The sequence below is a fragment of the Pseudomonas sp. ICMP 561 genome, from assembly GCF_002699985.1.
In the GTDB taxonomy this organism is placed as follows: Bacteria; Pseudomonadota; Gammaproteobacteria; order Pseudomonadales; family Pseudomonadaceae; genus Aquipseudomonas; species Aquipseudomonas quasicaspiana.
The window spans coordinates 21,059-42,638 of the sequence record NZ_LKBT01000067.1; the positions used below are offsets into that span (position 1 = coordinate 21,059).

Annotated in this window: 8 protein-coding genes; 6 read left to right on the top strand and 2 right to left on the bottom strand. The window is 55.9% G+C overall.

Annotated features, from left to right (window positions below; translation table 11 throughout):
- The first annotated feature begins 135 nt into the window (after positions 1-135).
- From AO242_RS25570 to AO242_RS25595, 6 genes are all read left to right on the top strand, one after another.
- Positions 136-1,659 (top strand): fumarate hydratase, encoded by a 1,524-nt coding sequence (locus AO242_RS25570; RefSeq protein ID WP_099270883.1) that lies wholly within the window; start codon positions 136-138, stop codon positions 1,657-1,659.
- Between the two features lie 444 nt (positions 1,660-2,103).
- Positions 2,104-5,031, top strand: coding sequence for a Tc toxin subunit A (locus AO242_RS25575; RefSeq protein ID WP_099270884.1), 2,928 nt, complete (start codon positions 2,104-2,106; stop codon positions 5,029-5,031).
- A gap of 33 nt (positions 5,032-5,064) precedes the next feature.
- Entirely contained in the window at positions 5,065-9,861 is a 4,797-nt protein-coding gene (locus tag AO242_RS25580; protein WP_099270885.1) for a neuraminidase-like domain-containing protein, read from the top strand.
- A 15-nt stretch (positions 9,862-9,876) separates the two neighbouring features.
- The gene (locus AO242_RS25585; RefSeq protein WP_099270886.1) at positions 9,877-14,160 is read left to right on the top strand and encodes a SpvB/TcaC N-terminal domain-containing protein; all 4,284 of its coding nucleotides are present in this window, start codon (positions 9,877-9,879) and stop codon (positions 14,158-14,160) included.
- Positions 14,157-17,033 carry an RHS repeat domain-containing protein gene (locus AO242_RS25590; RefSeq protein ID WP_257153508.1) on the top strand — a complete coding sequence of 959 codons (2,877 nt, stop codon included), beginning with the start codon at positions 14,157-14,159 and terminating at the stop codon, positions 17,031-17,033. Before AO242_RS25585 ends, AO242_RS25590 begins: the two co-directional genes overlap by 4 nt.
- 308 nt (positions 17,034-17,341) lie before the next feature.
- Positions 17,342-20,203, top strand: coding sequence for an RHS repeat-associated core domain-containing protein (locus AO242_RS25595; protein ID WP_099270887.1), 2,862 nt, complete (start codon positions 17,342-17,344; stop codon positions 20,201-20,203).
- A gap of 207 nt (positions 20,204-20,410) precedes the next feature.
- Here AO242_RS25595 and AO242_RS25600 read toward each other — a convergent pair whose 3' ends face one another.
- The gene (locus AO242_RS25600; RefSeq protein ID WP_099270888.1) at positions 20,411-21,103 is read right to left on the bottom strand and encodes an RES family NAD+ phosphorylase; all 693 of its coding nucleotides are present in this window, start codon (positions 21,101-21,103) and stop codon (positions 20,411-20,413) included.
- A complete protein-coding gene (locus AO242_RS25605) occupies positions 21,097-21,501 on the bottom strand; it encodes an antitoxin Xre-like helix-turn-helix domain-containing protein (protein ID WP_099270889.1) in 405 nt (134 codons plus the stop codon). Before AO242_RS25605 ends, AO242_RS25600 begins: the two co-directional genes overlap by 7 nt.
- Positions 21,502-21,580: the final 79 nt, after the last annotated feature.

Below are 21,580 nucleotides of genomic sequence, written 5' to 3' on the forward strand. Positions count from 1 at the left end.
GAGGTTGCGGGTTATACTGCCGCGCCTTTTTGTCGCAGCCAGCGATGCTGCCGTAGCAATGAGACATCGCAACATGGCAGATGACTCAGACAATATTTTTGAATGTTCCCGTCCTAAACAGAGGAGCGCGCCCACATGACCGTGATCAAGCAAGACGACCTGATTCAGAGCGTCGCCGACGCCCTGCAATTCATTTCCTACTACCATCCGGTGGATTTCATTCAGGCGATGCACGAAGCGTATCTGCGCGAAGAGTCGCCTGCTGCCCGTGACTCCATGGCGCAGATCCTGATCAACTCGCGCATGTGTGCCACCGGCCATCGCCCGATCTGCCAGGACACCGGAATTGTGACCGTGTTTGTGCGCGTCGGTATGGACGTGCGTTGGGATGGGGCCACCATGGGCCTGGACGACATGATCAACGAAGGTGTGCGCCGCGCGTACAACCTGCCGGAAAACGTTCTGCGCGCTTCGATCCTCGCCGATCCGGCTGGTGCTCGCAAAAACACCAAGGACAACACCCCGGCCGTCATCCACTACTCCATCGTTCCGGGTAACACCGTGGAAGTGGACGTGGCTGCCAAAGGCGGTGGTTCAGAAAACAAATCGAAGATGGCGATGCTCAACCCGTCAGACTCGATCGTCGACTGGGTCCTGAAAACCGTGCCAACCATGGGTGCTGGCTGGTGTCCGCCAGGCATGCTCGGCATTGGTATCGGCGGTACTGCCGAGAAAGCCGCGGTCATGGCCAAGGAAGTGTTGATGGAATCCATCGACATCCACGAGCTGAAAAAGCGCGGCCCGTCCAACCGTATCGAAGAGATGCGTCTGGAGCTGTTCGAGAAGGTCAACCAACTGGGTATCGGTGCTCAGGGCCTGGGCGGTCTGACCACCGTGCTCGACGTGAAAATCATGGATTACCCGACTCACGCTGCGTCGCTGCCGGTGTGCATGATCCCTAACTGCGCCGCCACCCGTCACGCGCATTTCGTGCTCGACGGTTCCGGCCCGGCCTCGCTGGAAGCGCCATCGCTGGACGCCTACCCGGAAATCGTCTGGGAAGCAGGTCCGTCAGCCCGTCGCGTCAACCTCGACACCCTGACCCCGGAAGACGTGCAAAGCTGGAAGCCGGGCGAAACCGTCCTGCTAAACGGCAAGATGCTCACCGGTCGCGATGCTGCCCATAAGCGCATGGTAGAAATGCTCAACAAGGGCGAAACCCTGCCGGTGGATCTGAAAGGTCGCTTCATCTACTACGTCGGCCCGGTTGATCCGGTGCGCGAAGAAGTGGTTGGCCCGGCTGGCCCGACTACAGCCACGCGGATGGACAAATTCACCCGGCAGATCCTCGATCAGACCGGCTTGTTGGGCATGATCGGCAAATCAGAACGCGGCCCTACCGCTATCGAAGCGATCAAGGACTACAAGGCTGTGTACCTGATGGCGGTCGGCGGTGCTGCTTATCTGGTGGCGCAGGCGATCAAGAAGTCGAAAGTCGTGGCCTTTGCTGAACTGGGCATGGAAGCGATCTACGAGTTCGAAGTCAAAGACATGCCGGTTACCGTTGCAGTTGACAGCAAGGGCGAATCCGTCCACGTCACCGGCCCGCAGATCTGGCAGAAAAAGATCAGCGATAGTTTGGCGGTGGAAGTTCAGTAAGCACGTCGGCCTTAATAAAAAACCCGCAGAGATGCGGGTTTTTTATTGGAAATGATTTTACTGATAACACACCGTGCGACGTGGGACCGACTTTAGCCGGGAATGAGCCAGTACAGCCCATACATTTGTATTATCAGGAATACCGCCTTCCCGGGTGAAACCGCTCCCACGACATCGCGTGGCGATGTCGTGGGACCCCTGGTGTGATTTTCTAGCCAACCGACAGGCCTGTTTTGACGCTGGCAACAACGCTCCGGGTCTGGACCAAACCGATGGCATAACAGTTATAGCCAAATATTCCATGGCCTCCGAAACCCTCTTCAACCCTCTGTTTTAATTGAACAACTCTTATAGATACCGGGCTTTACTGTCACTTATGACAGGTAGACGCGCAGTGAGAATGCTCGAAGACTCAAGTGAACCCAAGTCGAGAGCACCATTATCATGCCCGACCAAGCCTTTTCTCTATTGGCCACTATCAGCAAAGCTGAGACCTCTTCCGCCACAAACAATGAGGGCCGCCTGAGTTTTGTCGATGCCATGCAACAAATGGCGATAGGTTCAGTATTCGATATTCTTCGCAGGCCTAAACCCGCGTTTGTCCGGGAGCTGATGAAGTTCAGTGATGCCAACGGCGAACTCGCCTATGAAAATGCACGCTGTTATGCCACGCAGATCGTGCGCCTGTATCGCAACCAGTTAGTGTCGTCAGGGCGCGCACAAACCTTGACCCGTCGAACCGGCGTGCGCTCACTGGTAGAGATCGGCCCCAGTTTCCCTAATCTGTTCAAGGAAAACTGGGACCTGTTTTGCAAAGTGGACGCCATTGAAGCCAAAGACTCACCAGTGGCTTACCTGACTTCACTTTACCGATTCGCGCTCAATGAACTGGAGGGCAGTACCGCCGAGGCCAAACGTATCAACCTCGATCTACGTCGGCCGGATTTGAAAGATCTCATGATCGATCAGCAAAGTACGTTTACGCCGGTTCCGGTACTGAACATTGTTCATGAAGTGCTCGGCAAAGCGATCCGCACTTACGTAGACACGGTCCAGGCTGATAAAGACAAAACCCTCTATCAACTCATCGCTGAAAAACAGCACCCGTTTCTGTTCCCGTACAACTTCCATCACCAACAAGTGATGCTGGGGCTCAGCGGCAAGCAGCCGAGCCTGGGTGAGTTGAGTTATCGAGTCAGCCTCCAAGTGCCCGCCACCGCGCCAGGCGCCAACGCCTATGGCGCCGTTCAGCAACCCAGTGCTGTAGCGCAGGCAATGATGAGTGGCTTGAGCCCAGAGCAGCAATTGATTCTGCTGGAGCCCAGGCCGGCCGTCGAGAACATCGCCAGCTTCTTCAAAAGAAAATACAACGTCGATTATCTGGATGACGCCTCCAATCCATTGAACGCGCTCAAGGTATTCACCGAGAAAACCGGACTGAGTGCCAGTGAAGTTGAATCCTTGCTGGCTGTACGTAACAACACGCCTTATCCGTCGCACAATGTGTTACCTGCATTGCATAGCGATGCGCGCACTTACGGTGCAAGTTACGTTAATGGCCCATCTACTGCCGCAGCCATGGACATCGAGTTCCCTGACGACGCCCCACCGCGCCTCATCAACACCAGCGTGGAACGTTTTGACCGCCTGCAACGGATGATTCGCCTGCAACGCTGGCTGAACATTCCGTTTGCCGAACTGGACACCCTGGTCATGGCTGCCATTAGCGCAGAGGGCGCCGCAAACCCCGGCGCGGTGCTGACGAGCAATACCTTACGGGCCCTGGGTTGCTATCGCTATCTGCATCGGCAGTACAAGCTGCTACCCGAAGAGTTCGCGGCATTCCTGCATCACCTCAGCCCCTATGCCAGCGATGCCCGCTTGCCGATGTTCGACCAGGTGTTCAATAGCCCTGTGCTATTTGATACGCCGCTGACGCTCGACGGCTCGGATTTTTCGCTCACCTCCACTGACAGCAAAACGATCAAAACCCTCGCCCAACTCTGCGCCGGACTGCAACTGCCAGCCACTCAGGACAGCCTATGGCTGCTGGCCATAGACACCCGTGAGTTGATTGGCGACGCGCCCCAATCGCTTAAACGCAATCTGAGCACAATCTCCTCGTTGTATCGCCAGACCCGTATCGCCGCGATGTTCGGCCTTGCCGCCAAGGACAGTTGGGCACTGATTGATCTGCTTGGCGGTGAAGCGTGGCGTAAACAGGTCGTGACCGGTCAATTGACACCCCACGCCGACAGTGCTGCCGAGCCCGACATCCTCGATATCCTGATGCAGCTGGATTGGGCCGTTGCCTGGCTCAAGAACACCGGCCGGGATATCTCGACCCTGCGCCGCCAACTGGGCGTGGACGCCAGCGAGGCAACCATTGCGCAAACGGTGCTGGACCAACTCAATCAGTTGGCTGGGCAAGCATGTACCGCTGTTCTCAGCGCAGAACAATTGCTGACGCTGGATCTGCCGAGCGACAGCGAGGGCCAGGCGATTGACTGGTGGCCGTTGCTCGCGCCGCTGATCAATGAACAGGGCCTGGTGCTCGCCCGCCCTCTGACGCTGATCGAGGACCTGGGAGCCGATCTGACCCAAGTCATCAATGAGCAGCTCGCGGACATCACATTCGCCGATGAAGCCATCAAAGCCGCCGCTATTAACCGGCTAATGGAGTATGTTCTCGGTGGCTATCTCGCTCAGCACCGGCTTGTGGAAGGATTGCTGCAAAGCACGGCCGACCTGCCACTGGATCGCAGCGAAGGTGTGTTGCGCTGGGAGGGCAGCAGCGCGGACCAGTTCCTGAGTGTGCTGCTGCAAGCGACGGCCAGCGCCGAACCCGGCCAGACCGAGGCTTTGGCCGAAGCCCTGAACACGCTGTTGCGCCACGCCGAAGTCAATCAACAACTGGGCTTGAGCGCCCAGGCCTTGCGCACTTTCCTGGTCAATCCGCATTGGCTGCATCCAACCTTCAGCGGCCCTTTGCGCCTTTCATTGCCCAGCTTCTACCTGCTAGACCGCTATTGCGACTGGCGCAACAACGCAGAAAAAGCCGAAGAGCGCCTGCTGGACTATTTGAGTCACGCCAATCGGACATCGACACCCACCGCCAAGGAATGCGCGGCTTTATTGGCGGCCTTGCTCGACGACTCCGCGACCGAAGTCGAGGCGGCGACAAAAATTTTCACGACCCATAAATTTGCCCAATCCATGAGTCAGGTCGATTGGCTACGGCGGATGCACAGCGCCAGCCAGCAGAAACACCTCGCCAATGCGCAACTGCTGAAAGCGACCGCCCTGAGCCCGGACAGTGCTATCGGCGATTGGCAAGCCGTCGGCGAAGCTGTCATGGCCGCTAACCGTTAACCGACGCGCTCATCACGTCAATGGGAGCACATCATGTCCCGCTCAATTGAAAGCCAACTTAATGAAAGTTATCGCGATGCACTGGTCGAGTACTACCTCAGCGAGGTGGTGCCCAATAGCCCCGAGTTGATTTCGCTGGGCTTGAATACCCGGCTGAAAACCGCCAACGACTTGTATGAGTTTTTCCTGCTCGATAACCAGGTCAGCCACGACGTGCAGACCAGCCCAGTGGCATCGGCGATCAGCAGCCTTCAGCAATACATCAACGGCGCGTTGCTAGGGATGGAGCCGGGCTATGACTTGCTCAGGCCCGATGAAGCGCGCTTCGTCGAGTGGCGCGACCGCAGCAGCCAATACCCGATCTGGGCGGCCAATATGCGGCTGGCGTTGTACCCAGAAGTGTATATATCTCCGGCGCTGCGTCTAAAAAAATCCAGCTACTTTGCCCAGCTGGAAAACGATATTAACCAGAATAAAATCAATTCCGATACGACCCAGGAAGCGGTGAAATCTTACCTGGCCAGTTTTGAAGAAGTGGCGAACCTCACGATTATCAATGGTTATATCGACAGTGATCGCTTTGCCGAGGGTAAGTATTACTTTCTGGGTAAATCCCGCGCTGAGCAGGTGTACTACTGGCGTATGGTGGACATGAACGAGCGGGCGTATACAGCAGGCTCTGAAAGCCCCAAACATGACAACCCCACCCCCGGGGCTTGGTCGGACTGGAAGCGGGCCAATATTGGCGTCAACGCCTGTACGCTGGAACGGACAATACGACCGATTTATTTTAATAACCGGCTGTTCATCAGTTGGGTTGATGCTGCAGATGCTGTTGCCCTGCCCTCAGTCGAAGGTACGGACGAAGCGCCCGTTGTCAGTACAACGGATCAGATCTATCTAAGCTTTTATCTGTCCTACAAGAAGTACGACGACTCATGGAGCGCGCCACAGGAGTACATGCAGGTCACGACGACTAACACATTCACCCGGGCAGGCAAAACCGTCGATTTAAAAAAAGACCTTAATACCATTGCAGTATTCGATGCCTCCGCATCGCCCGAGTCATTATTTATAGCAATGTACGCTGGAGAAACGCTTGTCGGTACCGATGCCGATGGCTCAACGTCCACTTATGCATACCTAGCAACAGCGTTCATTGATAAAAACTTCAATACAACTAAAGCTTTTCCGAGCGCAGGCTATATTGACAAGCCCTACGATTTTGACGACCCAGCTGCTGATGAAGCTCGTATAAGAAAAACCTGCTGGGCATTAGCGTTAAAAAATAAGGAAAACTTTCAGTTCACCTGGAATATTCACATAGGCATTAAAACGCTGATTACCACCGCCCCTCAGCCAAACCACCCAAGCTGGAATTATGGCGGATGGCAGTCCCGTATCACCGAGAGACTCACCGCGGACATGAATCACGAAAGCTCGACGCTAATGCTAACCACGTCACTCAGGAACGATTTCCAGCTTGAAGACACCACCCTCCGGTTCACTACAAATAGCAGTGGAAGAAATACAAATATAGATTTCCTTCTTAAATTCAAATACAACGATCAAAATTATTTCACCCTAAAAAACGACTCCCACCTAAAAATTCAATCCCCACCGTCCACTTTTGGAAACGAATGTTATTTTAGCCTTAACCGATCAACAGACAAAAAAACCAATGGAGAGCTTTTCGACTACTTGCTTAACACTTATAGCAGGAACTATGACATCCCAGACGGAGAGGGTATTGGCTCAATAAGAATGTTCGATCTTGAAAATGGAAAATTACGTCGAGGGGTAGTGGATGCTCTTACCGGAAAAATTAGTGATATCCCACCCAGTGAAATCACTTACGCCACCAGTCTTTCTCTAAGCAATCCCTTGCCCGTCGTTTACACATTTACAAACCTAGAGATTGAACCTGGCAAGAAATTCAATCAGCACTTCAGCTACCCCCAGCTCATGCAGGCACCCTCGGGCACTCAGGAAGATCTTGCCAAGAGCCAAACAATGGATAGCCTACTAGCCCCCAGCTCCTACACTATTTCCATCCCCATTGACAAATCGACGTTGAGGCCACGACTGAAAAACACTCTTTTCATTGATGATTCAAGAAAGTTCTATATTAGTCATGGTGTGATAGTCCTAGATCAATCATCAGACAGCTGGCTTGGAACAGCAACACTCTCTACCGAAATTGAACTGACTTGGGAAACAGAAGGTAGCGACCCCATTGCCCCCAAAATCAGCAAACGCACGGATCCCTTGTTGGGTATCGCCGAATACATCGACTTCTCGGGCTCCAGCATCCAGTACAGCGACGGATCCGCATCAAATAAGCGCGACCCAATCCGCATGAACACCCTGTTCGCACGTGAGCTGATAAACAAAGCCAATATAGCGCTGGAGGCTCTGTTGTCATGGAACACTCAACAGCTTCAAGAACCCCCCATTGGCGAAGAAGCCGAATCCAGCAAAATGGACTTCAAAGGCGCCAATGGTCTGTATTTCTGGGAACTGTTCCTGCATTTACCCTTCATGGTCTCCCATCGCCTGAATCTGGAGCAGCAATTCAACGAGGCTGAACAGTGGCTGGGGTTTATTTTCGATCCAGGCCGCAAAGCCAGGGATTCTGCCCCGGCCTATTGGAACGTCAGGCCGCTGGTCGAGGTGTCGGACCCGGATTACTTCATGCGCGCGCCAATCGACCCGGACGGTATCGCCGCCAGTGATCCGGTGCGTTATCAGAAGGCCGTGTATTTCCACTACATCAAGAACCTGATCGACCGGGGCGATATGGCTTACCGACAGCTGACCCCGGACAGCCTTGGCGAGGCCAAGCTCTGGTATGTGCGAATTCTCGATCTGCTGGGGCCAAGACCGGATACGGTGCTGGTCAGCCGCTGGGAGCAGGCCCCCTTACAGGAATTGGCAACCTCGACCAGCACGCCGCTTCGGGAGTTCGCCAGTCGCCTCGAACAGCAGGAAGAACAGGTGCGCTCTAGTGCCCGGGCGAATAACGGCAAATCGCTGATCAGCTTCAGCGACCCGCCTCTGCGTCTGAGTACTTTTGCCAGCGACCCGACCTTGGCCGAAGAAGACAACGACCGTTTTATCACGCCAATGAACGCCGAGTTGGTGAAGTATTGGGACATGCTGGAATCACGGCTGTACAACCTGCGCCACAACTTGACCCTGGACGGTAAGCCGTTGAGCCTGCCGTTGTTCGCCGCGCCGCTGGATCCGCGCGCCTTGCTTGCCGCCTATGCCAATGGCGCCACCGGCGGCGGCGCGGGCAGTCTGCTCGCGCAGGAGGTGCCGCATTACCGTTACGCCGTGATGTATGCCCGAGCGAGCGCGGCCGTCGATACCCTTATTCAGTTCGGCGCAACCTTGCTATCGATTATCGAGCGCAAAGAGCAAAGCCAACTTCTGGAGCTCCAACAGGTGCAAGCCTGGGAGTTCGCCCAGTTCGCCATTGATTTGCAACTGGAAGCGCAAAAGGTCGAAGTCGAAGCCCGTAAGGCATTACTGGCCAGCAAGGCCATTGCCGATGCGCGCGCCAACTTTTATGGCGATTTGGCGGACGAAAACGTCAGTGGGGTCGAGATACTTGCCGGCGTCTATCATTTAATCGCTCGTGTGGCTGAAGGGACCGCTGCAGTCGCCAACATTGTGGGCGCAGCGATTAAGCCAGTTCCTACTGACGTAGGCGTACATGCCGGAGCAACAGGCGGGATGGCGGTAGGCGCTGCGGGAGGCGCAGCGATTGGCGGCTCCAGGTTTGACGGCATACCGGAGCTGGTTGCCATTGGCGCACAAATTGTCGCGACTACGAGCGAAAGCATGAGCTTTGCCCTGGATCGCACAGAGACGTTCCGTCGACGCCTTCAAGAGTGGGAGAACTCCCGCGACCAGGCCAAACTGGAATCGGATCACATCACTGCTCAACTGGCCGTTCATGACGCGCAGGCTCAGGTGACCAGGCTGCAACTGCGCCAGGCAGAAAAAGCCAGGACTCAGGCTCAAGACGTGTATGCCTTCCTCAACAAACGCTTCACCAACAGCCAACTCTACAGCTGGCTCAACGGCCAGTTCTCGACCTTCTACTACCAGGCCTATGACGCGACCTTATCGCTATGCCTGGCGACGCAAGCTTGCTGGCAATACGAAATTGGCGATTACACCACTCACTTCATTCAACCGGGTGCCTGGAAGGATGCTTACCGTGGCCTGGCGGCCGGTGAATCACTGAAGCTCAACCTGCTACGCATGGATGCCGCGTACCTGACGCGCAACGAACGCCGACTGGAAATCGTCAAGACGATATCGCTGAAACAGCTGGCAGCCGAAAACGACACCCTTAATAACGGCTGGGACATGGTCGTCGAGCGTCTCGCGGAAGAAGGCATCGCCGAACTCGAAATTACCCAGGCCATGCTCGACGCCGACTACCCCGGCCACTACCTGCGACGGATCAAGCGGATCAGCCTGTCGCTGCCGGTGACCGTCGGGCCTTATCAGGACATCCACGCCACCCTGACGCAAAGCTATAACGCCGTACAAATGAGCGCGCAGGCCGATGGGCCGCTCAAGGAAAACATGCGCGCCAGCCAGCAAATCGCGGTGTCCACCGGCGTGGATGACGACGGTCTGTTTACCTTCAACTTCGACGATGAGCGGTATTTACCCTTCGAAGGCACCGGGGCCATTTCCCGTTGGGCCCTGACGTTCTCAAACCCCGAGTCACAGCGGGACATGATCGATTCGATCACCGACATCATCGTGCACATGCGCTACACCGCGAAAAGCGGCGGCCTGCACTGACACGGAGCCAATGCCATGGCGACGCAAGAACAAGCACAACAAGACCCGCAACCCATGATTTCCACGCCTTCACTGCCCAAAGGCGGCGGTGCCATTCAAAGCATCGGCAAAGGCTGGGGACCGGTGGGCAACAGCGGCACGGCGTCACTGGGCATTGGCCTGCCGATTACACAAGGCCGGGGTTATGCGCCGGACCTTTCGCTCAATTATCAGAGCACAGCGGGCAATGGCCTGTTCGGCCTTGGCTGGAACCTGAATCTGGGGTGCGTGGCCCGGCGCTCCAGCAAAGGCGTACCGACCTACACCGATGATGATGTGATGCTCGGCCCCAGTGGTGACATCTGGCTGCCTGAGCGTGACAACAGCGGCGCCGTTGTCTGCACTCCGGCAACAGCCCCCCATGATGGAGGCATCGCGTATCAGGTAATCCGGTATTTCGCTCGGGTCGAAGGCGCGTTCGAGCGAATCGAACATTGGCGTGTCAACACAGTCGACCCTGGCTTCTGGCTGATCCACGGCGCGGATGGCAGCCTGCATTTCTACGGCAAGAAAGCCTCCTCGCGCAGCACCGACCCGGCCGACTCCAACCGGGTGGCCGAATGGTTGCTGGAAGAAAGCATGAACGCCCACGGCGAACATATTCTGTATGAATACAAAGCCGAGGATGAAGTGGGCCTGGAGCCCGATCACCCGCGAGACTTCATTGCCCAGTGCTATCTGTGGCGGGTACGTTGGGGCAACTTTCTGGCCCACGCCGAACTGTATTTGTGGGATGAAACCTCACTTGAAGAACTGAACTGGCATTTCGATTTGCTCTTCGACTACGGCGAGCGCAACGAAGCCACCGCTCACCTGAAACCGACCTATGAGGAACCTGCTGAATCCAGTTGGCCTGTCCGCAGCGACCCTCACTCCAGTTTTGCTTATGGCTTTGAACTGGGTAATTTGAGGCTGTGCCAACAAATCCTGATGTTTCATCACTTTCCTGATGAACTGGCAGAGTCTCCGCTGCTGGTTCAGGGCCTGCTGCTGGAATACGCCAAGGACCCTCTGGATTACAACAAACTGGTCAGGGCCCATAGCCAGGCCTGGGACGGGACGAGTTCAAACAAGCTGAATCAGCGCCCGCCAATGGAATTCAAGTACAGCGAATTCAACAAGACGAAGGGTGAGTTCAAGCCTTTCGATTCGATGCCCGGGCTCAACGATGGCCAGCCCTGGCAACTGGTCGATTTATATGGCGAAGGCTTGCCGGGCGTGCTTTTTCGCAGTGATAAGGGTTGGCTTTATCGCGAGCCCATACGTGCCGCGTCGGGAGGTAATGACATCGCCTACAACGTTTGGCAGACACTGCCGCAAATCCCCCTTGCGGACTCCAGGACGACGGTACTGCAATCGCTCACCGACCAGACTGGTGATGGCCGCCTGGACTGGATCGTCGCGCAGCCGGGCATGGCTGGCTTTTTTACCCTAAACCCTGATCGCAGTTGGTCCCGGTTTGTCAGCTTTGCCGCCTTCCCGACGGAGTTCTTCAACCCCCAAGGGCAACTGGCCGATCTGGTGGGCAGTGGCTTGTCGGATCTGGCCATGATCGGCCCCCGTAGCGTGCGGCTGTATGCCAGCCGCAGAGCCGAAGGTTTTGCTCCGCCAGTCGACGTCCCCCATGACGAGGACCGTTTACCGCTGATAAGCGGCAGCCCCAACGAGCTGGTGGCCTTCAGCGACCTGCTGGGCACCGGCCAACAACACCTGATCCGCGTTCGCCATGACGAGATCCGCTTCTGGCCGAATCTGGGGCGTGGCCATTTCGGTAAAGGCCAGCTGTTTGCCGAACTGACTTTCGATTATGAAACGTTCGATGCCGGGCGGATCAGGCTGGCCGACCTGGATGGCTCTGGCGCCAGCGACGTGCTCTACCTGCAAACGGACGATATTCAGGTGTTCATGAACAAGGGTGGCAACGGCCTCGCTTCGCCTTTTAGCCAACAATGGCCCAGCGGTGTGCGCTATGACCGTTTCTGCCAGGTCAGCCTGGTCGATCTGCAAGGTCTGGGTTGCGCAAGCGTAGTGCTCACCGTGCCACATATGACACCTCGACACTGGCACCTGTCCTACCCTGAAAAACCGTATTTACTCAACCAGACCGACAACCACTTCGGTGGTTTGGGCAAGGTCACTTATCGCAGCTCGGCACAGGAATGGCTGGACGAGAAACAGGCTTTGCGCGCCGCCGATAAGCCAGCAATTTCGTACTTGCCATTTGCGGTGCACGTTGTAGTCAAGCAAACCCAGGAAGACGGGATCACCAGAGACACACTCACGCAGTTATTCCAGTATCGGCAAGGCTATTACGATCCTCATGACCGGGACTTCCGGGGCTTTGGCCTGGTCCTGCAAACCGACAGCGAAAAACCGGTAAACCCGCAGAGTAACTTCACGGCTCCTGTTTTGAGGAAGATCTGGTATCACACCGGGCGCTTTCCCGAAACTGACCACGATGACTACGACAGCAGCGACCCGCACGCTCAGGTATTGGGTGAGCACCTGTTGTCCGAACTCTCTGGGGAAACCGACCACCTGATCGAAGAAGCCGATCCTGCCACACAACGTGAAATGAGCCGTGCACTCAGCGGCTCGGTATTGCGCAACGAAGTGTTCGGCCTTGATAACCAAATGCAGCCAAACGTGCTGTATGCCGTGCAAGCGTCTCGCTATCTGGTGCGTCAATTGCTCGGGCTGTCGGAGCATCAGCCCTATGCTTTGATGCTGCCGCAGGTACTTGAATCAATCAGCTATCGCTACGAAGAAGGTGAGCTGGAAGACCCTCAGTGCGAGCACAGCCTTAACCTGGCCTGGGATCGCTATGGCGTGCTGACCCATGGCGTAACCGTGAACTATGCACGGCGCAAAAAACCGGGCGATACACCTCCCTTCGACGATGAGCACCAAAACACTTGGTGGCAGGCGTCCCATGACGAAGCGCAACAGCATTTCTACCTGAACGAAACCCGCGCCCAGGCCATTCATCTGGACAGCCCACAAAGCTGGCGCCTGGGGCTGCCCTATCGCGTGCGAGCCAATGCCATGGTCGTCCCGACCAACGAGTTGTCAACCGATGCCATTAGCTACGAAAGCTTCATTAGCCCTCAGGGCCCCTTGGCGAATCTGCCCAGAACCCTGACGGCTTTATCTGTACAGCGTTACATCGGCTGCGGCGACGGCGAAGCCACCTTCGAAGCGTTAGCCGATGCAACGGAAAGCGCCGAACTCGATGACCATGCTCTAAGCGCTTACGAGCGAGTGATGGACGCAGAACAACTGGCAGCGCGGCTTGAAGAAATCGGCTACCAGCAAATGCCCAGCTTCTTGCCCGATGATGGCTTGAATCTCTGGTCGGTCAAACGCGGCTTCGCCCGTTATGCCGGGCTGGAGGGTTTTTACCTGCCCGAGACTTTCAGGCCTACCCGCAGCCATGGCTGGACCGAAGTCGAGTACGACGACTATCACATGCTAGTAGTTCGAGTGACCGACCCTGTGGGGTGCACAACCCAGGCAACTTATGACTACCGCACCTTGCAGCCACGACAAATCATCGATCCCAACCAGAACACCCAGGAAGCAGACTACGATGCATTTGGCCGGATATGGGCGACCAGTTTTTATGGGACTGAATCAGGCGAGGCTGTGGGTTTCGACCCTCTGAGCACGGGCGTGCACATATGGGGCGGAACCCGGCAGGCTGTCGAGGATCCAGAACTGGTGCTTGCAAGGCAGGCCAGCGTCTATTACTACGACGCCAATATGACCCACGATACCGGCCGTATCCCCTTCGGCACCGCGGCCCTCCAAGCGGACCGCTACCCCGACGATCCGAATAAGCAAATCAGAATCATCCTGACCTCTGTGGACGGCTTTGGTCGCACGCTGCAAACACGTCAGCTAGTAGAAGCCGGTGACGCTTATAGCGTCGATGACTTCGGCAATCTGGATGTGGTGGGCGGCCACCCCGTCACCGTCCATGCTGAAAAGCGCTGGCGGGTCAGCGAGCGCGTGGAATACAACAACAAGGGCCTCGTCGTCAGGGTCTATCGCCCTTACTTCGCCAGCAATCACGTCTATGTCAACGACGGACAAATGCGTGATTACGGCTACCACGACAAACAGTTCTATGACCCCTTGGGCCGCCCCACCATCACCATCACCGCCAAAGGCTGGATGCGCCGCCTGACCTACAGGACCTGGTACACCATCAGCGAGGATGAAAACGACACCGCCGAAGAAGTGGAAGCCTTGCGATGAGCCATGCGCTGCATGCTCAGACACCGATGCTCAACGTCGTGGACAGCCGCGGCCTGCCGGTGCGCCTGATCGCGTGTCATCGCCTCAACACTGCCGACGCGCCCGACCTGCGCGTGACACGCCAAGAGTACAACACGACCGGACGCCTCATCGCCAGCCAGGATCCACGCCTGCCAGCACCCAACCAGCGCAGCGTCTTCAGCCTCAGCGGCCAGATGCTATTGACCGACAGCGTCGATGCCGGTTGGCGAGTGACCATGCGAGGTGAAGCCGGGCAAGCGATTGAGGGATGGGACGGGCGCGGTACTCAGCGGCAGATCGAATATGACGACATGCTCAGGCCGATCCTAATCAGCGAGGCCCCGGCAAATCCTGTTGGAGCGAGGCTTGCCCGCGAACCTGTCACCGCAACAGTTCAGTCACAGCCTGATGCTCCTTTTCGCGGGCAAGGTGGAGCACCACCCCGGTCGCTCCAACAGGGTCCGGCTGTCGAGCGCTCTACCTACGGCGGCCCTGAATCAGCCGAGCACAACCAATGCAACCAGTTAGTTCGCCATGACGATACGGCGGGCACTGTCCATCACCCGGATTACAGTGTGCTCGGTTCGCCGCTGAGCGATGTTCGACACTTTTTACGAGAACTGGATCTGCCCGATTGGCCGCTGCCGATAGCCGAACGAGATGCCTTGGTGGAGTCCGCAGGACTGGAATCGAAATGGGTCTTCAACGCACTGGGCGAGATGATCGAACAAACCGACGCCATGGGTAATACCAGGCACTTCAAACACACAGTAGCGGGCCAGCTGAAGTCGGTTAGCCTTGGCGGGCAGGTGTTGCTCAGCGATATTAACTACAACGCGTTCGAACAGGTCGAGCAGCAAACAGCCGGTAATGGCGTGATCAGCCGCTCTCTCTATGACCCACAAACCGGGCGGCTAAGCGAACTCAGCGCAGCGCTGCCCGATGCACCGCCGGTTCAGCATTCGAAGTACAGCTATGACCCAGTGGGCAATATCGAACAGATCGAAGACACCGTTCAGCCCGTGCGTTTCTTCGCCAACCAACGTATCGACCCAGTCAGCCGCTACCGATACGACACGCTATACCAACTGATCGAAGCCACCGGTCGAGAGGTTAAAACCGGCGCAAGCCATGGTCCCGCCCTGCCCGACTTGCATATCCTGCCGCCTGATCCCAACCAGATCGCCAATTACATGCAAAGCTATGAATACGACACGGGCGGCAACCTGCTGAAAATGCATCACGTCGGTGACCAGCCCTTCACCCGCTTGATGCGCGTGGCACCGGACAGCAATCGCAGCCTGCCCGCCGACGAAGTGGACGTAGCTTTTGAAGACGGCTTCGACGCCAACGGCAATCTTCTGCAACTGGTGCGTGGCCAGGATTTGAGTTGGGACGCACGCAACCAGCTCCGGCAAATCACCACCGTGCAACGCGATGATGCGCCGAGTGATCACGAGATCTATATCTATGACGGGCAAGGCCAACGCTGTCGGAAAATCAGCAGTGCTCAGGCCAGCGGCAGGACCTTGATCAACGAAGTGCGATATTTACCCGGGTTGGAAATCCGCAGCAATGCCGATGGTGAAATCCTTAACGTGATTAGCATGGACAACGTGCGGATGCTGCATTGGCAAACGGGCAAGCCCGTCGAAATCGCCAATGATCAGCTGCGCTACGGCATCAGCGATCACCTCGGTTCCAGCACTCTGGAACTGGATAATCAGGGCGGACTAATCAGCCAGGAAAGTTACTACCCATTTGGCGGCACTTCCTGGTGGGCGGCGCGCAATGCCGTAGAAGCCAAATACAAAACCGTGCGCTATTCAGGCAAAGAACGTGATGCCAGCGGGCTTTATTACTATGGGCTCCGGTATTACGCGCCTTGGTTGCAGCGGTGGATTAATCCGGACCCTGCGGAGGATGTGGATGGGTTGAACCTGTACCGGTTCGTGCATAACCAGCCCACAGTACTCAAAGACGGAATAGGCGCATCACCTTCTCATTTTTCGGATGCTGTCAGTGCTTATGACCGGATGTTCAAACAAGGACTGGTATGGCAGGGACTCATGCGAGGTTCTGAAAATGGGTTTGAAACAATGGAGCGATTGTCCAGAGCCAACCTATACCAACTAGAAAGCGAACTGGACAGCGAAAAACAGAGAAAAGTTGCTGACCGCATAGCAGGCATTTCACCGGAAGACTACTGGATTACGCATTTCGGCAAGCAGGATTTTTCCAATGAAGAAGGCGTGCATTTCAAATCACTTGTGATGCTACAAGAAGAGAGAGGTGACGCAGGGTATGAAGGAAATTCGGAGGGTGGAAATATCCCGAACTATGGCAATCATGATTTCGCTTTTTTTGCTCTGGAGACTGGAGGGAGCGAGCCGGTAAAGAGTAAATCAAGGTTTGGAGATTATCGGTACCACTCGACTCTGTCGGCTCTGGGTACCCAAAGACCTTATTCGCATATCGAAGTCACTGATTTGCTCAGGCATAACACCCGTGAGCTCAGCGAGGCGCGATCAAGATCTCTCCACTGGTTCAGCACCTCAAAGGGCGACTCGATAGATTTCTCGAGCTTCAAGCACAGGGTCGGATTAAGGGAAGACAAAGAAGCTGACTTACTGTTTTTGGGTGCAGACATGCTTCAGGGGCTTGGACACAAAATCGCCGTGGACCTAGGAAGTTTGCCTGAGTCCACACAGGATGTAGTTGTTGAATGGACTGCGGGTGATCGCCCTTTGGGAAATGTGAATGAGGTGATTAATTCGTTTTATCGCCCTCAAATCGCAGTTCCAAAAGGCCTCAAGCTCAACAGATGTCAATTCACGCTTAAAAAACTGTGAGTGCGTCTGAATAGCTAGGTATCAAGTATTCGAAATGCCGGCTAACACTGATGATATGCCTGCGCCAGATCATTTCTTAATGCGCAGTCTGAACAATCGACTTCAGATGCCATGCCGTCATCAATTACCTGCAATGGTTACCCAGCGATCGAACGGAGCTGTAGCGCAGACCCGGCCCAACCTGCCCAATTGTCGAGCCTGGAAATACTCATATTGATCCCAAATGTTCGAAGGTTTCTGACATACGGCCGGGGCTGTCCGCCCCCGCACCCTAAACTTAAATAGGCTACTTACCAGGACCTCACACAATGAGCGCAGCTCTGCATAACCATACCCCCACTCTTGCGACGGTCGATCCTCGCGGCTTGACGGTGGGCAGTCTTTCGTACTGCAGGGGTGAAGAACACCAGGAACCTGAACTACGCGTTACCCGCCATTCTTACGATCACGCCGGGCGGCCGATTGCCGGCCAGGACCCACGTCTGCCAACGCCCAACCAAAGCAGCGTCTACAGCCTTAACGGCCAAGTGCTATTGACCGACAGCGTCGATGCCGGTTGGCGGGTGACGCTGCCGGGCGAAGCGGGGCAGTTGCTTTCAGGGTGGGACGGGCGCGGCAGTCAGCAGCAGGTTGAATATGATGAGCTTTTGCGGCCGTTATTGATCAGAGAGGCTACGGGTGATTCTGTTGGAGCGACCGGGGCGGCGCTCCAACAGAGGCCGGCTGTCGAGCGCTTTACCTACGGCGGCCCTGAATCAGCCGAGCACAACCAATGTAACCAGTTAGTCCGCCATGACGATACGGCGGGCACTGTCCATCACCCGGATTACAGTGTGCTTGGCGCGCCACTGAGTGACGTTCGACGCTTTTTACGCGAGCTGGACCTGCCCGATTGGCCACTGCCAATAGCCGAACGCGATGTCTTGGTGGAGTCGGCAGGCCTGGAATCGAAGTGGATCTTCAACGCATTGGGCGAAGTGATCGAACAAACCGACGCCATGGGCAACGCTCGGCAGTTCAAACACACAGTAGCGGGCCAACTTAAATCGGTTGCCCTTGGCGGGCAGGTGTTGCTCAGCGATATTAACTACAACGCGTTCGATCAGGTCGAGCAGCAAACAGCCGGTAATGGCGTGATCAGCCGCTCTCTCTATGACCCACAAACCGGGCGGCTAAGCGAACTCAGCGCATCGGTTCTCAATGCACCGCCCCTGCAGCTTTTGAAATACAGCTATGACCCGGTCGGCAATATCGAACAGATCGAAGACGCCGCCCAGCCGATGCGTTTCTTCGCCAATCAGCGTATAGAGCCGATCAGTCGCTACCGATACGACACGCTATACCAACTGATCGAAGCCACTGGTCGAGAGGTTAAAACCGACGCGAGCCATGGTCCCGCCCTGCCCGACCTGCAGAACCTGCCGCCTGATCCCAACCAGATCGCCAGTTACACGCAAAGCTATGAATACGACGCGGGTGGCAATCTGTTGAAAATGCATCATGTCGGTGCCCAGCCCTTCACCCGCTTGATGCGCGTGGCACCGGACAGCAATCGCAGCCTGCCCGCCGATGAGATAGACGTAGATTTTGAAGACGGCTTCGACGCCAACGGCAATCTTCTGCAACTGGTGCGTGGCCAGGATTTGAGCTGGGATGCGCGCAATCAGCTTCGGCACATCACCACCGTGCAACGGGAGGACGGGCCGAGCGATGACGAAACCTATATCTATGACGGGCAAGGCCAACGCTGTCGGAAAATCAGCAGTGCTCAGGCCAGCGGCAGGACCTTGATCAACGAAGTGCGATATTTACCCGGGTTGGAAATCCGCAGCAATGCCGATGGCGAAACCCTGCACGTGATTGCGGTGAACAATGTGCGGATGCTGCATTGGCCAGCAGGGACACACAACGATCAATTGCGCTACAGCCTCAGTGATCACCTCGATTCCAGTACTCTGGAACTGGATCATCAGGGCGGGCTAATCAGCCAGGAAAGTTATTACCCGTTTGGCGGCACGTCCTGGTGGGCGGCACGCAGTGCGGTGGAAGTTAAATACAAAACGGTGCGCTACTCGGGGAAAGAGCGGGATGCCAGTGGGCTTTATTATTATGGGTTCCGGTATTACGCGCCCTGGTTGCAGCGTTGGATAAATGCTGACCCCGCAAATGATGGACTGAATGCGTTTCAAATGGTCAATAACAACCCGATCAATTTTTTTGATCGGGAGGGCTTGGCCGGAGAGCTTGCGGTCAGTCGATGGAAAATGGCGTACAGGGGCGTGAAGGCTCAAGGCGTTCGAGTGCGCACGCTGGCGCGGGGCATCATTGCAGTTGATATAAGAGGCGGCAATGAAATTCTCAACCGTATGGGCATTGGGCTGGATCGCGATATCCAGGGTGATCGTGCGCTTTCCTATCTGTCCCTTGATGCATCCTTGCAAGGCAAAATTGCGGGGGGGAAGCGGATGGTGAACCTCAATGGGGCCGAGGGCGCGGATATCAAATCAGCAGCCAGGCTCGGAAGTGCGGGGGCTGTTGCCTATATAAATGGCGGATTTTTCAATATGGATGGTACGGCAGACCTCGATAAACCAGATCACGCATCGATCGGGGCAAATGTGATTGATGGTAAGCGCCGCGAGAGTATGGATATCCCCCAAGGTTATGAAAGCTTTTATGAGAAGGTTCGTATGTCGGACAGGTCAATGATTCACTCGGCCCCCAAACTTTCGAGTGGCGGTCACGCCACGTTTACCGAAGCAATGCTCGAAGACCCCAGGTTTCAATTCAGTCCGGTAAAAAACGCACCTGGGGTACTGGGTCATGCTCAGCATCCCAATGCCCGTTCTGGTATGAGTCGTCCGCATACGTATGGCGCTGGTTCGCGTACACGTCTGGCGATGGGATCCACCGACACACGCATGGCTAACTCTTCTGGCTACACAATGCCTGAATGGGCAAGGGTGATGGCCAGGCTCGACCGATTGAACAGTTCAGAAAGTTCGTCAATAAACCTCGACGGTGGCGGATCAGTGTCTTTGGGGGTTATTGGGTCCAGGGGACAGACTTTGATGGCACGATCGCTTCCCGGACTCATGAACAAGGAGATTGGAAACTTCATTGCATTTTCAGAACCTGTCGGTTTTTTCCGTAAGTTGTTCAAGAGGTAGGGGCGATGCGTTTTTTATTGGACAGGCTTTAACGTATTACGCAGCCCCGGTGGAGCGATGCTTGCCTATGACACAAGCTCAGACCGGGCCGCCTGGATCTGATCCCCTCGTCGGAGCGCACGGACAAGTAAAGGTTGTCTGCGGGAACAAGTTTGCACACAAACCTAGTATGGCCCGCAAAGATATGAGGAGCCTTTAAGCACTCAATCAAGCATTCGAAAGCCGACTCACACTGGTGATCTGCCCACTCCAGATCATTTCGTAATGCGCAGTCTGAACAATCGACTTCACATGCCTGGGTGTCATCAATGCCCAGCAATGATTGCCCGGCGAGCGAACCGAGTTGTAGCGCAGCCCAGGGCACCCTGCCCGTTTGGCTGAGTGGCCCAGTTGGCGAGCACTGGAATACTCATCTGGATCGTAGATAGGGTCTGACAGTGATAACCCGGTAGCATCGCGATTGGCTACTTCATCGAAGGTGCAGAGCAAGCCACGAAACAGAAAACGCTCATAGTTGAGCCCTGCCACTCTCGACCAATAGTGGTTCTGGTGATGACGCACCTCGGCGATGGCGGTTTCCATCACATCGGCCAGATACAGCACCCCGAAAGCCCCTGAACTGAAACGCGAGCCCGCCGGATTCACATGGGTGAACGGCCCTACCGCGTAAGAACAGCCGGGAATGCCAAACGGAATCTCAGCAACCGGGATCAACGCGATGCGCCCGATTTCATTCTGCAATCGTGGATTGGTCATCGCCTGTAGCTGATACAGCCCCTCAAACTCGGCAGCATCGGCAACATCGTCGAACAGATCGATGGGCGGGAATCTGGAATTGACCAACCGATAAGCCCGCTGCTCTTGCTCGGCAAGAAGTGGCAGGCTGTCGAGCGTCACCATTGCGCGCCCCGGAGTGCGTCGACGCGGCGGAAGGTTTCATACAGTGAAACGATGTCGCCCTGAGCCATGATGTCCAAGGGCTTGCGACCGTTGAAAAACTCGTTGTCATTGGCCATGGCCGGGAAGCCGTACACGTTGTCCGGGTTGTCGAAGACCGTGCGCAGTGCCGCATGAATGTTCAGCACGAAGCTGATGCGGTGCATCTGATCCATGTCCAGCCCGACCGACCATTCAGAGCCTGTCTGCTTGGCGCGGGTATACGTGCTGCGGGAGATACGCAGAATCCGACACGCCTGCTCGCTGGACGCATCCCACTTGTCGAGAATGCGCAGTGCGGTACGCAAGCCGGATACGCATTGTTCTTTGGAAAGAGGCTGGAGTTGTGGGACGGCGGACATGTGCGTGACCTTTTGAATCTGTAGATTCAAACAGTAGCAACAAGAGTCTGTAGATGCAAATCGGTTTCTATGCCGTGCA